This window comes from Mycobacterium sp., assembly GCF_032161845.1.
Classification (GTDB): Bacteria; Actinomycetota; Actinomycetes; order Mycobacteriales; family Mycobacteriaceae; genus Mycobacterium.
In genome coordinates this window covers 1-12,008 of record NZ_JAVRQA010000422.1, presented here as the reverse complement: position 1 = coordinate 12,008, position 12,008 = coordinate 1, and the positions used below count along the sequence as shown (strand labels likewise).

Below are 12,008 nucleotides of genomic sequence, written 5' to 3'. Positions count from 1 at the left end.
GTCTACAAAGTGTTCAACGGCATCTGGTGGAAGCATCTGCTGGAGAGCGGAACGCCCAGTGGCACACCGAGCCGCATCGCACTTCCGATCGCCGGCGAGGACGGGCCGGGCCGTGCACTCGTTCACGGCATCGTCGATCAGCTTGGGTTCGAGCCCGTCGACGCCGGTCCGATTTCCGAGTCGTGGCGCCAGCAGCCTGGAACTCCGGTGTACGGCAAGGACTTCGACGCCGACAAGACCCGCACTGCGCTCGACGAGGCAACGCGCGAGCGGACGTCCGAATGGAGCGCGCGCGCGTAGGCCGGCACGGATCCGATCCACCCCCGCACCGCCTGAGCTAGCCGATTAGGCTGGGGCGACCGGCGGCCAGCGTTGACCCCGCTCGCTTGGTTCAGATCTGCTCGGAGGAGATTCATGCGTCGACGGTTACCGAAATGGGCAATGACGAGCATGGCAATCGTCGGTGCGGCGCTCCTCGTAAACGGCTGTGAGGCGCAGGTCTGGGGTGCACCCCCGCCGGCCGCTCAGAACACCGCGCCGGCCTCGCTTCCCGTGCTGCCCGACGCCCCGCCCGACCAGTCGGGAGCGCCATTCGACGGACTCGACGCCCGCGTCCGGCAAGCCACCGCCAACGCGGCCGCGTCCGGGGCCGTCATCGAGACCGTCGTGTTGGACCGCAACACCGGCCAGATCGTCTCCAACGGCTCCAACAAGCCCTTCCCGATCGCGTCCGTGGTGAAGCTGTTCATCGCCGACGACCTGCTGCTGCAGGAGTCGGAGGGACGGACGAAACTATCTGCCGCCGACCGCGCGTCACTCGACGTCATGCTGCGCTCCTCCGATGACGGCGCAGCCCAGAACTTTTGGGACCGCAGTGGTGGGAATGCCATCATCGCCCGCGTGAAGGCGCGGTACGGCCTGGCGGGCACGACGGCACCCTCCAACGGACACTGGGACGTGACCACAAGCACCGCAAGCGATCTCGTCCGCTACTACGACATGCTGTTGAACGGTACAGGTGGCCTGCCACCAGAACAGGCCGTCGTCATCGTCGGCGATCTCGCGCAATCCACCCCAACGGGGACCGACGGGTATCCGCAGCGGTTCGGAATTCCCGATGGGTTGTATGCCGAGCCGGTTGCGGTCAAGCAAGGCTGGTTCTGCTGCTGGAGTGGCGCGAATCAGTTGCACGTCTCCACCGGGGCGATCGGACCGGATCGCCGCTACGTGATGGCGATCAGCTCCCTAGAACCCGACGACGCTGCCGCCGCGCGCGAGACCGTCACTGCGGCCGTCAAGACGATGTTCCCTGGCGGCAGGATCTAAGCGCAGCGGCCTGCCCCTGCTGTTCCGGCACCCATTCCGTAGGCGTTACGTCGGTGCCTCCACGCGCGCTTCCGATGAGTCCTCGGCGGCTCGCGGGTCGGTACTGGGACACACTCCGCACGAGAAGTGAAGGGGCACGACATGGGACAGGTCGTTGCAAACGCGTCGATGTCGCTCGACGGTTACATCGCGAAGCACGACAACACGATCGGACGGCTATTCGACTGGTTGCAAAACGGTGAGGTCGAGATCCCCACGGTTGATCCCGGCATCACGTTCCACCTGACGCCGACCAGCGCCGAGCACTGGAGGCGGTGGGCCGATGGATTGGGGGCGCTCGTGTGCGGGCGGACCCTCTTCGACTTCACCGGAGGATGGAACGGCACACACACCATGAACGTGCCGGTGGTCGTGGTAACCCACCGGGTTCCGACGGACTGGATTGAGGCCCACCCCGGTGCGCCGTTCTACTTCGTCACCGACGGCGTGCCTGCCGCAGTGGCGATGGCGCAGGAACTGGCCGGACCCCGCACGGTGGCAGTGTCCGCGGGCACCATCGCCCGACAGTGCCTCGAGCTCGGTCTGCTCGACGCGGTGGCCGTCGACCTGGTGCCCGTGGTGATGGGTCGTGGACGCCCGTTCTTCGGCGAACTGTCGATGGATGACGTCCCGCTAGGCGACCCCACTGTGTGCATCAGCGGGGACCGGGTCACCCATCTCGTGTTCCCCCTGACCGAGGAACCAAGCTGATGAGGACGCTGCACGTCGGCCTTCTGGTGGAGGAGTTAGAGCGTTCGCTCGAGTTCTACGAAAGCCTCGGGTACGAAGTCGTCGGCACGGTGGCCGAGACCGAGCTCGGCGACCTGACGATGCTGAAGCTCGACGACGACGACGCCGTCAGCCTCGAGCTCGTGCACCAGCCCAACGCCGGACGGGTCGACCCGCGCGGCCTCAGTCACCTCGTCATCCAGGTGGAGGACCTTTCCCGCACAGTCGATCGCCTCCGTACCCGCGGCATCGAAGTGAATCAACCCAGCTCGCCCGACGGTTCCGACGACTTTTGGACGACCACGCTCACCGATCCCGACGGCTACCGGATCGAGCTCGTCCAGTGGCCTGTGGGTCACGCCGACGGCATGACCAGTGCCGACTTTCAGGGACATGCACCGCCAGCGGGTCAACCGCCCGAGCAGACCCCGTAGCGCGAGCCCTGCTCAGCTGGAGGCGCCGATTGAGGGCGCTTGACCGACGGTGCTGGCCAAGGCCGAAAGAGTCTGTGCCGCGGTGTATCTCGGCTGCCAGCCCAGCTGACTCTTCGCCTTGGTGGTGTCCATCACCACCGTCGCGCGCCCAGCGTGTAGCCATTCCAACGCCGACGGGACGAACGGCAGCCGCGCGATGACCTCCGACGTGACGACGGCCGCCGCCCGTGGCACCTTGACCGGCACGGCGCCGAAGGCACGGCCGACATCCGACAACGACAGCAGACCGTCCCCCGCGATGTTGTAGGCGCCCGGCGGTGCCGACGTGCTGGTAACGGCCAACGCGATGGCCGCCGCAACGTCGTCGTGGTGCACGAGTTGCATCGGTGTGCCCGGGTCCGGGAACGGCGGCTTGGGCAAGGGGAGGGCTTGCGTGACCCGACGGACGGCCGCAGGCAGCCGGTTCCACGGCATGGCGTCTGCAAGGGCGGGTGCCTTGGGTCCGGCGACGATGCACGGCCGCAGTACGTATACCTCGAGCGACGACCCGACGGTGACCGCTTGCAGCGTGGCCTCACACGCCGCCTTCTGTTCGGAGTAGTAGTGCTCGGGCGATCCGCGCGGCGGGACGTCCTCGGTGATGGGCACCGGATTGTCGGAGTGGTAGCCGTACGCGGCCACCGATGAGGTGTAGACGAGGCGCCGCGGTCGTTGGGCTGCAACGGTCGCTTCGAAGACGTTGCGGGTGCCGGCCAAGTTGACTCTTGCGCTGTCCGCCCGCGATCCCATGATGATGAAGGCGAGGTGCACGACGACGTCGACGTCGGCAACCAAGCCGTCGACGGCGTTGCGGTCGAGGATGTCGCCCTGTCGATACACCGTCTTCGTCCAGCCCAGCTCCGCGGGATCGAACGGCCGCCGAGCCATGCCGACGATCTGCATGACGTCGGGGTGGTCCTCAAGCGCGGCGATCGTCGACATGCCGATCTCACCCGTCGGTCCCGTGACGGCGATGCGTAATGACATGACGGTGTTGTTCCCGGTCCGACGTCGGTGAAACGGTCCGCGTCGCTACCGCGTGACCCGACGCGTATCGGGGCGGCTTGCGGGTAATCGCGTCCCATGGCGAAAATCGGATACTTCCTGTCCTGCGAGCAGTGGACTCCCGCGGAATTGATCGACCAAGCGAAACGGGCGGAGGCCGCGGGCTTCGAAGCCCTGTGGATCTCGGACCATTTTCATCCGTGGAACGACGAACAGGGGCAGAGTCCCTTCGTGTGGGGCATCATCGGTGCACTGTCCGAGGCGACGACGCTGCCGGTGAGCACCGCGGTGACCTGTCCGACCATGCGCATCCACCCGGCGATCATCGCCCAAGCCGCTGCCACGGCCGCCGTCCAACTCGACGGCAAGTTCGTTCTCGGCGTTGGAAGTGGGGAAGCGCTCAACGAGCACATCCTCGGTGACCCCTGGCCGTCGGTGGGGTTGCGGCTGGAGATGCTCGAGGAGGCGATCGACGTAATCCGACTGCTCCACGGCGGCGACGAAGTCAGCCATCACGGCGTCCACTACGAGGTGCAGGATGCCCGTATCTATACCCTTCCTGATGGGCCCGTCCCGATCTACGTTTCAGGTTTCGGCCCGCAAGCCGCCGAGTTCGCCGGTCGAGTCGGCGATGGATTCTGCACGACGATGGCTGACGCCGACCTCGTGAAGACCTTCCGCGCCGCGGGTGGCGGCGACAAGCCCGTGCAGGCGGGTACGAAGGTCAGTTGGGATCGGGATGCTGACACCGGACTTGATGTGGCACACCGCTTGTGGCACAACGAAGCGCTACCCGGACAACTGGCGCAGACCTTGCCCCGGCCGAGGGACTTCGCCGACATTGGCACCCTGGTCCCACGCGACGCCGTGGCGAAGTCGGTCACCTGCGGCCCGGATCCCGATGCCCACGCCGCCCAGATCCGCGAGTACGTCGACGCGGACGTCGACGAGATCTACGTGCAGCAGATCGCCCCCGACCTGGACGGGTTCTTCGGCAGTTGGCAGCGCGACATACTGCCGCAATTCCGCTGAGACTAGTCCGCCTCACGGAACGCCGCGGTGATCGTGGCGACGCGCGGGTCGGCTTGTAATTCCTCCAGTGTCTCGCGCAGCGGAAGCCGCCAGTTCGGGTATTCGTCGACCGTTCCAGGCAGATTCGGTTGCCGGGGTTCGGCGATGACGTCGTATGGCGAGATGAGCTTGAGTTGGCTGGGAGTCGACGCCAAGAACCGGTGCATCGCGGCGATGATCGTCGTCTCGTCTGGTTCGGTCGCGGTGTCCAGCAGCCCTTCCGAGCGCAAAAGCGTCAGCCACTCGACGCGCTCCTGTTCCGCCTTCGCGTACTCGGCCGTGGGGTTGTCGAGCAGACCGAGGTCGGCGCGTGCCCGAACATGTTCGCCGGCAAGGAATCCCGCCGCCGTTGGCAAATCATGGGTCGAGATGGTGGCGGCGGCCCGGGCGGGCCACTTCGCCGAAGGGAGCAGCGGTTCGGCGGCGACAGATTGGTCGCGGGTGAACCACGACACCGCGCATCCCAGCATCCCGTTGTTGGCGAGTGCGCTGGTGACTTCGGGTTCGACGGTGCCCAAGTCCTCGCCGACCACCGTGGCCCGCGCGCGGTGGGCTTCCAATGCCAGCACCGCGAGCATCGTGTCGGCGTCATAGTGCACGTAGGTGCCGCGGTCCGGGCCGTCGCCCGGCGGGATCCACCACAGCCGCCACAAGCCGGCGACGTGATCGATCCGCAGACCGTCGGCGTGCACGAGGACCGCCCGCAGCATGTCACGCAGCGCGGCATAACCGGTCTCGGCCAAACGATCCGGTCGCCACGGCGGCAGTCCCCAATCCTGGCCACGGGGGGTGAAGTTGTCCGGTGGGGCGCCGACGCTCACGCCTGTCGCGAGTACGTCGGCCAGTGCCCACGCGTCGGCACCGTCCGCGTCGACTCCCACCGCGAGGTCGTGCAGCACGCCCAGCGGCATGCCGGCTTCGCGGGCTCCCGTGCGCACAGCGGCCAACTGCTCGGCGCACCGTTGTTGCACCCACGCGTGGAAGGCGAGCCGCGGTGCCAAGTCCTGGCGCGCCGATGCCACTGCTGAACCGCCAACCGCACGCAGCGGCTCCGGCCATCGCGACCACCGACCGCCATGGCGTTCGGCGAGCGCGCAGTAGGTAGCCCAATCGCGCAGCCCCTCGGACGCCGATGACTCACGGAGCGGGTCTGGCCGCCCCTCAGCGCGCCAAAGCATCTCCAATGCAGCACGTTTGGCGGCCCAAACCAGATCGTGATCGATTCGCTCGGTGCTCGGCGAGACCCGAAGCGCATCCACCTCCCCGCGCGTATCCGGGTCGGCGCGGCGGTAGGCGTCGATGTCCTCGATGCGCAGCGCGAGCGGGTTGGCGAACCGTCGGCTAGACGGCGTGTACGGGGAGGGCTGCACCGGGTGTGTCGGTCCCGGCGCGTGCAGCGGGTTCAACAGCACGGCCCCTGCACCGTGTTCGCGTGCGGTCCATTCGACGAACTCGCGCAGGTCGCCGAGGTCGCCGATGCCCCAGGACTTGGCTGAGCGGACGGCATACAGCTGCAGCATCCACCCCCACGTGGGCGGCGCAGAAGGCACCTTCGGTGGGGCCGCCACTAGCGCGCACTCCTGGCCCTCGCGGGTGCGCAGCCGATACCAACCCGGCGCCAAGTCGGCAGGTAGCTCGTCATCAACGTCGATGCGGGTGCCGTCTTCGTTGGTCAAAGACGATGCGCCGGGCAACGGTTGGGGCCGCCCGTCGACGCGCACGCTCATTGTGGGAGGTAGCACGCCCGCGCGGTCGCGCTCCGCCAGCTTAGTCAGCTCGTGGCGTCGATCCCCTTCCGTGTTGGCTTCCACATCGAGCAATCCGAGCACTCGAATGACCACGTCGGCGTCGACCTCCACCGGCTCGCGCCGCTCGTTGCGATACGAGGTGGCCACGCCGTGAGCCGTGGCCAGCCGGCGCAGGTCCTCCGGTACGGGCTTTGGGTTGGCCGTCACCGCTGACGCAGATTTGGGACGACGGGGGCGCTGAGACGGCGTGTAGTAGGGAACACTCCGCAGCTATACCCGCACCAACGTCGCTTACACGGACGCGGGCCCGCCGCTGAACGCAGCCGCCGCGGCGCTCGGAGTGCCAGCGAGCGTCAGTTGCCCGCGCAGCCGACGTGATGAGCCACACAGTGCTAGCAGCGCAAGCAGGAGTTTGCGCGGGCAAGGGTCGGGTAAGTCCAGGCCAGTCGGATAAAGCAGGAACACAAGAGGGCCACATGATCGCATCAGTGCTAGCTGCAGAAGTAACGGGTGCCATTCGTGAGTTTGGCGCTGACATCGACACGCATGGCCGCGCACTCGGCACGTCGGTGCGGAATCTGGTGGCGCCGGCGGGCGTGGGTCGCCCGTCGCGTCTGGGCTCCGCGGGGACGTCGACCGGCCCCGGCACCGTCGACGCGTCGAGTGACTGGGTCATCGTCGACAAGTCGCTCACTCGCTGCTGAAACGGCGAATGGCATCGGGTCCTCGGCTCTTCGCGCCGTCGAGGTCCACGTGGACTAGTGCCAGTGCCGCCCGGCGCTACTCGTGTTCGGCGTCGGGCAAGCCTTCCGGCGGAGGCGTCGAATAGGCGGGACTCACCGGCGTCGATGAATCCTCCTGCTCCTCAGCATCATTCGGATCTGGTGATGTCATCGTTCCTCCTCGGTTGAGGTGCTTGCGGGTATGGCCACGACCCCTGCCCTGACGGAGCGCGATCAATTCTCCATGCCGCGGCCAGCGTTGGACCGCCGTCGGGAGAAGGCGCCGATCTTGCGCAGTGTCCCAGCGGTTCGGGTGGTTTGCCCTGCGCGCCGCTCGAGGCGGTTGGCTGCGAAGAGGCAGAGTCGAGCGATGAGCGGTAGCGCCAAGGCGAGCACGACGTAGCGGTAGACGTACTTGCGAGCTAGCAGGGGAAGCATGGGTGTTGTCCCTCTCGAAAACCTACGGGGCAACCGTTTGGTGTGCCATCGGTCGAGTTACCCACTCCGGCGTGGGTTGACGCGCGACGGGCCCGTCCAGCGGGTCTTCTGTCACGTGTCGCGTGGCCAAGGCCACTCTTACCGGCATGCGCTCGTGCGCTGGCCTCGAGACGGATCCAATTCTGTTGGGCGCACGTCCGTAACGGCCGGCAAGCGCCTGTTCGGCAGGTCAATGGCGGCCTGCCTCGTGGACGATGGCGTTACCCGACGCGCACGGCGGGTGGCGGAGTCCAGCTGCCGTCCTGAACGGCGGCTTTCGGCCAGTACGCACGGATGAAGAGCGTGAAGTCGGCGTTGCACAGTGCAGTCGAGCCCATGATCAGGATTGCGCACCGACGTTTGCAACGTCCCAGGGTGCCTGCGGGAGGACGTCGCCAGTTTCGAGCAGTGACTTGAGGTTGGCGAGGACGGCCGGCCAGCCATTTGAAATGCCCTTCAGCATCGCCTCGTTCGCCAGGTTCTCGTGCGTGACCGTGAGTCGGACGATGTCCAGATGCGGCTCGATCAGGAAGGTGACGACTGACGGTCCGTTCGACTTGTCCTCGTCAGGTGCGTCTTCGAAGGTAATCACCAGTCGTGTCGGGAACTCGGCCTCGAGGACGGTGCCGACAACGTCGGCGTGCTCTGACCCGTCGGTCCGTTGATGTACCCAGGCCGAGCCGGGCTGCCAGTCCGAGATGTTGGCGTGCCCCCAGTATTTCGCTGTCAGGTCGGCGTCGGTGAGGGCGTGCCATACCCGTTCGGCGGTTGCGTGGATGTAGGTGACGTAGACGTAACTCGGTACGGTGGTGGGCGTTTCGGCCATAGTGTATTCCTCTGCCTGGTTCTTGATGGAGCTCAGAATGTGCAAGCGCTGTTTCTCGAACCCCGAGATCCAGCGCTCCTCTATCTCGTGGATCGGCACGGGATTGAGGTAGTGCAGTCGTTCCCGCCCCCGGCGGACGACGGTAACGAGGTTGGCCCTTACCAGGATGTCGAGATGCTGTGTCGCGGACTGGCGTTTCATGTCCAGGCGGTCGCACAGTTCCCCCAGGGTCTGGCCGTTGTGGTCGCGTAGCCGGTCGAGTAGCAGCCGTCGAGTGGGGTCTGCCAACGCCTTGAAGATGGCGTCGATCGCTCCCGTCTCCGTGGTCACGTATTCGATTATGCAGGCATTTGCCTGCATAAGTCAAACGGCGATCCATTGGCTAGCAGCAGAGAGTGGGCGGCAAGTGGAGATAGGGCGACACCGCCGATGCCCGCCGCGTCCCCTGCGTTCATCGCGACCGCAACGCAACGTCTCTCCTGCGGAGCGTCATCATGTTGGCGTCCAACCGAATTGGGTAGCGCGCTCATGTATCACCTCTCGGTGTATTTCAGACGGTTTGGTCATCGCCGGGCACTAATTCGCATTCCCTCTCGCGTCAGCGGCGCAGGGTTCGTGGCAGCCCGAACCAGGGCAGCACGTCGTTGTCGAAGCGGGTCAGGCCGCAGATCCGATCGCCCGAGACACTGAGGACGAGGAGACCGGCGGCTCGGCGAATCGCGCCGTCGTCGGTGTGCAAGTAGGCCCCGAACGCGGGCTGACCATTGGCGCGGGTAGGTACCAGTGCGTATTCGCGACTGCGAAAGACGTGGGCGTAGAACCCTCTGACCGCTTCCTGCCCGTGATATTCCAGCGGAATCGGTGGCATCGACAGGCGAACGTCGACAGTCAGAAGGTCAATGAGGGCGTCGACGTCTCCCGCCTGATAGGCGTGGACGAACTTGTTGACCAGCGCCTGCTCTGCAGGAGAGTTGGGCGTAAGCGGGGCACTGCCCTCACCCAGTCGGTCGCGATGCAGTGCAGCGCGAGCACGTTTGAGCGCACTGTTGACCGACGCGACGGTCGAGGCCATCATCTCGGCGACCTCGCTGGCTGAATAACCGAGCACTTCACGAAGGATCAGCACGGCGCGCTGGCGAGCAGGAAGCACCTGCAGCGCGGTAATGAAGGCCAGCGAGATCGATTCCTGCTGTTCGTATCGCGCCTCCGGACCAAGTACCCAGGAGTCCGGATACTCCAGCAAGTTGTCGGGAAACGGTTCCAGCCAGACGATTTCACCGACATGAGTGGGCTCGGGCAGATCAACGGACGACATGTCGGTACCCCTGACCGGGCGCCTCTTCGCCGCGCGTAGCGCGCTCAGACATTGGTTCGTCGCGATGCGATAGAGCCAGGTGCGGAGGGAGGCCCGGCTCTCGAAGTCCGCGAGACCTTGCCAGGCCGCCAGCAGGGTGTTCTGCACCATGTCCTCTGCATCCTGCAACGATCCCAGCATGCGGTAGCAGTGCACCTGCAATTCTCGACGGTGCGGGTCGGTCACCAAGCGAAACGCCTCGCTGTCGCCAGCGCGTGCTCGTTGAATCAATTCCGTTGTCATTCCGCGTCACCACTTACCTCGCCTCGCGTCGCCGGCGGCGCGCCCTTCTAAGTATCGACGCCGCCGGGGGGCGGAACTGAGCGCAAAACCAACGCCCAATTTGGGCGGCGCGGCGCATCTATCCCTTTGACAGCTTTCCCCCGTTCGTAATCAAGGAGGATTCATGACGATTGCAGGCAAGGCAGTGTTGGTGACTGGCGCCAACCGAGGAATCGGGCAGGCTTTGGTTGCCGAAGCCCTGCGTAGAGACGCCGGCCGGGTCTACGTTGCCACGCGCCAACCGATGACTCATCCCGATGGGAGGGTCACGCCGATCACCATGGATCTCACCGACCGCCGGCAGATCGCACGCGCCGTCGAGCACGTCGCATCACTGGACATGCTCATCAACAACGCCGGGTTGGCGCTCTACGACGATCTCAGCGACCGAACGTCGATCGAGCTCCACCTCGCGGTGAACCTCTTCGGCACCTTCGACGTGATCCAAGCGTTCCTGCCGATGCTTCAACGCTCCCAAGGCACCATCGTCAACAATCTTTCCGTCAACGCATTGGCCCCGTTGCCCCTCATCCCGGCCTATTCGATCTCCAAGGCTGCGGCATTCAACATGACGCAATCCCTGCGGATCCTGCTCGCGCCGCGCGGCGTGCGAGTACACGCAGTGCTCACCGGCCCAGTGGATACCGACATGACCAAGGGACTCGAAATCCCCAAGGCCACCACGGCATCGGTGGCAGGGGCGATCTTCGACGGAGTCGAACTCGGCCAGAGCGAGATCTTCCCTGATGCAATGTCCCGCACCCTGGCGCAGAGCTGGCACACCGGGACCGCCAAGACACTAGAACACCGATATTCGGCGCTTCTCGACGCCGCGACCACGCGCTAGTGGCCACGAAAGAGATCGACACGAAAGGCGACAAAATGAGCGACTTGTCAGGCGAGAGCACCCTCGTCGTGGGGGCCAGCCGCGGGCTGGGCCGAGGAATCGCCACCGAATTCGCCGACGCCGGCGCCGACGTCGTCGCCATCGCGCGGACCGAACCGGCGCTCACCGAACTGAGGACAACCCACCCGCACATCCGCACCGAAATCGCCGACGCCACCGACGAGGCGACGGCGTTGCGGCTGATCGACAAGTACGAGCCGAAGATCCTAATCCTGGTCGCCGGCGCGACACCGGTCATGCGGGAAGTGCATCGCCACACGTGGGACACGTTCTCGGCCAATTGGAATGCCGACGTCAAGATCGCCTTTACGTGGCTGCGTGAGGCGATCGCGAAGCCCCTACCTCCTGGTAGCAGGGTCATCGTGGTCAGTAGCGGCGCGGCGCTGAACGGGTCGCCGCTCAGCGGCGGCTACGCCGGCGCCAAGGCCACGCAGCGATTCATCGCCCACTACGCCCAATCTGAGTCCACCCGAGCCGATCTGGGCATCACGGTCACGACAGTCATGCCGCGGATGACCCCCTACGGCGAAGTCGGCCGACAGGGCGTGCGGGCCTACGCCAAACTCGGCGATCAATCCGAAGACGAATACCTACAGCAGCTAGGAGCACTCACCACCGCGGAGATCGCCGGCTCAGCGCTCGTCGAACTCATTCGAACCGACCCTTCGGCCACCGCCCCCGGCTACCTACTGACCGGAAACGGGTTGCAGGCCTTGGCCTGATCACCGCGTTTGAGATGACGCAGCGCGTGCCCACGGTGGCACCCGACAGATCCGGGCGGACGCGCCACGAAGCACACGCTAGGGCCCGTTGCTGGCGACATCCGGGGGTTGCGGTCACCACGAGGTTTTTTCCGGCGGTGACCATCTGCACGGGCCCGGCGTGCGGTGGCGTGTGAGCAGCGAGGCCCTCCAAACACGTTGTCGCCCTTTATTTAGGGAGTCTACATTTGAGGGAAGGACGAGCTTCGGCCTTTACCGATGCCCTCGCGTTTGCTCGCGCGCGGCGCGGGGTAGACCCCAGAAATGTTTGCCAGGAACTGACGTCAT

Annotated in this window: 13 protein-coding genes; 8 read left to right on the top strand and 5 right to left on the bottom strand. The window is 65.7% G+C overall.

Annotation, left to right across the window (positions count from 1 at the left end; translation table 11 throughout):
• The 4 genes from QOD90_RS22965 to QOD90_RS22950 all read left to right on the top strand — a co-directional run.
• A partial coding sequence (locus QOD90_RS22965) for an NAD(P)-binding domain-containing protein (RefSeq protein WP_526353394.1) occupies nucleotides 1-300 on the top strand: 300 nt, incomplete at its 5' end.
• A 114-nt stretch (nucleotides 301-414) separates the two neighbouring features.
• Nucleotides 415-1,326, top strand: coding sequence for a serine hydrolase (locus tag QOD90_RS22960; RefSeq protein ID WP_526353392.1), 912 nt, complete (start codon nucleotides 415-417; stop codon nucleotides 1,324-1,326).
• 141 nt (nucleotides 1,327-1,467) lie between these two features.
• Nucleotides 1,468-2,076 (top strand): dihydrofolate reductase family protein, encoded by a 609-nt coding sequence (locus QOD90_RS22955; RefSeq protein WP_526353390.1) that lies wholly within the window; start codon nucleotides 1,468-1,470, stop codon nucleotides 2,074-2,076.
• The gene (locus QOD90_RS22950) at nucleotides 2,076-2,528 is read left to right on the top strand and encodes a VOC family protein (RefSeq protein ID WP_526353388.1); all 453 of its coding nucleotides are present in this window, start codon (nucleotides 2,076-2,078) and stop codon (nucleotides 2,526-2,528) included. Before QOD90_RS22955 ends, QOD90_RS22950 begins: the two co-directional genes overlap by 1 nt.
• Before the next feature lie 12 nt (nucleotides 2,529-2,540).
• Here the strand turns inward: QOD90_RS22950 and QOD90_RS22945 are convergent, their stop codons facing one another.
• Nucleotides 2,541-3,554, bottom strand: a complete 1,014-nt coding sequence (locus QOD90_RS22945; protein ID WP_526353386.1) for an NAD-dependent epimerase/dehydratase family protein — start codon at nucleotides 3,552-3,554, stop codon at nucleotides 2,541-2,543.
• Between the two features lie 96 nt (nucleotides 3,555-3,650).
• Between QOD90_RS22945 and QOD90_RS22940 the strand changes: the two genes are divergently transcribed.
• Nucleotides 3,651-4,604 (top strand): TIGR03557 family F420-dependent LLM class oxidoreductase, encoded by a 954-nt coding sequence (locus QOD90_RS22940; RefSeq protein WP_526353384.1) that lies wholly within the window; start codon nucleotides 3,651-3,653, stop codon nucleotides 4,602-4,604.
• Between the two features lie 2 nt (nucleotides 4,605-4,606).
• Here the strand turns inward: QOD90_RS22940 and malQ are convergent, their stop codons facing one another.
• Nucleotides 4,607-6,598 carry a 4-alpha-glucanotransferase gene (gene malQ, locus QOD90_RS22935; protein WP_526353382.1) on the bottom strand — a complete coding sequence of 664 codons (1,992 nt, stop codon included), beginning with the start codon at nucleotides 6,596-6,598 and terminating at the stop codon, nucleotides 4,607-4,609.
• A 281-nt stretch (nucleotides 6,599-6,879) separates the two neighbouring features.
• On the opposite strand from malQ, the gene QOD90_RS22930 reads away from it, so the two are divergent.
• Nucleotides 6,880-7,095 (top strand): hypothetical protein, encoded by a 216-nt coding sequence (locus tag QOD90_RS22930; protein WP_526353380.1) that lies wholly within the window; start codon nucleotides 6,880-6,882, stop codon nucleotides 7,093-7,095.
• Nucleotides 7,096-7,347: 252 nt separating this feature from the next.
• On the opposite strand, the gene QOD90_RS22925 is transcribed toward QOD90_RS22930, so the two are convergent.
• The 3 genes from QOD90_RS22925 to QOD90_RS22915 form a co-directional block, all read right to left on the bottom strand.
• Entirely contained in the window at nucleotides 7,348-7,551 is a 204-nt protein-coding gene (locus QOD90_RS22925) for a hypothetical protein (protein ID WP_526353378.1), read from the bottom strand.
• 379 nt (nucleotides 7,552-7,930) lie between these two features.
• Complete coding sequence (locus QOD90_RS22920) at nucleotides 7,931-8,776, bottom strand: ArsR/SmtB family transcription factor (RefSeq protein ID WP_526353376.1); 846 nt, start codon at nucleotides 8,774-8,776, stop codon at nucleotides 7,931-7,933.
• 238 nt (nucleotides 8,777-9,014) lie between these two features.
• On the bottom strand, nucleotides 9,015-10,013 hold the full coding sequence (locus tag QOD90_RS22915) for an RNA polymerase subunit sigma-70 (protein WP_526353374.1): 999 nt from the start codon (nucleotides 10,011-10,013) through the stop codon (nucleotides 9,015-9,017).
• A gap of 163 nt (nucleotides 10,014-10,176) precedes the next feature.
• Here QOD90_RS22915 and QOD90_RS22910 point away from each other — a divergent pair, with 163 nt between their 5' ends.
• Complete coding sequence (locus QOD90_RS22910) at nucleotides 10,177-10,899, top strand: SDR family NAD(P)-dependent oxidoreductase (protein ID WP_526353372.1); 723 nt, start codon at nucleotides 10,177-10,179, stop codon at nucleotides 10,897-10,899.
• A gap of 35 nt (nucleotides 10,900-10,934) precedes the next feature.
• The gene (locus QOD90_RS22905; protein WP_526353370.1) at nucleotides 10,935-11,681 is read left to right on the top strand and encodes an SDR family NAD(P)-dependent oxidoreductase; all 747 of its coding nucleotides are present in this window, start codon (nucleotides 10,935-10,937) and stop codon (nucleotides 11,679-11,681) included.
• The last annotated feature ends 327 nt before the right edge of the window (nucleotides 11,682-12,008 follow it).

What these genes read in the sequence shown, in the direction of transcription:
- QOD90_RS22960 (WP_526353392.1), top strand. Translation starts at nt 415, where the DNA reads ATGCGTCGACGGTTACCGAAATGGGCAATGACGAGCATGGCAATCGTC.
- QOD90_RS22955 (WP_526353390.1), top strand. Translation starts at nt 1,468, where the DNA reads ATGGGACAGGTCGTTGCAAACGCGTCGATGTCGCTCGACGGTTACATC.
- QOD90_RS22950 (WP_526353388.1), top strand. Translation starts at nt 2,076, where the DNA reads ATGAGGACGCTGCACGTCGGCCTTCTGGTGGAGGAGTTAGAGCGTTCG.
- QOD90_RS22945 (WP_526353386.1), bottom strand. Translation starts at nt 3,554, where the DNA reads ATGTCATTACGCATCGCCGTCACGGGACCGACGGGTGAGATCGGCATG.
- QOD90_RS22940 (WP_526353384.1), top strand. Translation starts at nt 3,651, where the DNA reads ATGGCGAAAATCGGATACTTCCTGTCCTGCGAGCAGTGGACTCCCGCG.
- QOD90_RS22925 (WP_526353378.1), bottom strand. Translation starts at nt 7,551, where the DNA reads ATGCTTCCCCTGCTAGCTCGCAAGTACGTCTACCGCTACGTCGTGCTC.
- QOD90_RS22920 (WP_526353376.1), bottom strand. Translation starts at nt 8,776, where the DNA reads ATGCAGGCAAATGCCTGCATAATCGAATACGTGACCACGGAGACGGGA.
- QOD90_RS22915 (WP_526353374.1), bottom strand. Translation starts at nt 10,013, where the DNA reads ATGACAACGGAATTGATTCAACGAGCACGCGCTGGCGACAGCGAGGCG.
- QOD90_RS22910 (WP_526353372.1), top strand. Translation starts at nt 10,177, where the DNA reads ATGACGATTGCAGGCAAGGCAGTGTTGGTGACTGGCGCCAACCGAGGA.
- QOD90_RS22905 (WP_526353370.1), top strand. Translation starts at nt 10,935, where the DNA reads ATGAGCGACTTGTCAGGCGAGAGCACCCTCGTCGTGGGGGCCAGCCGC.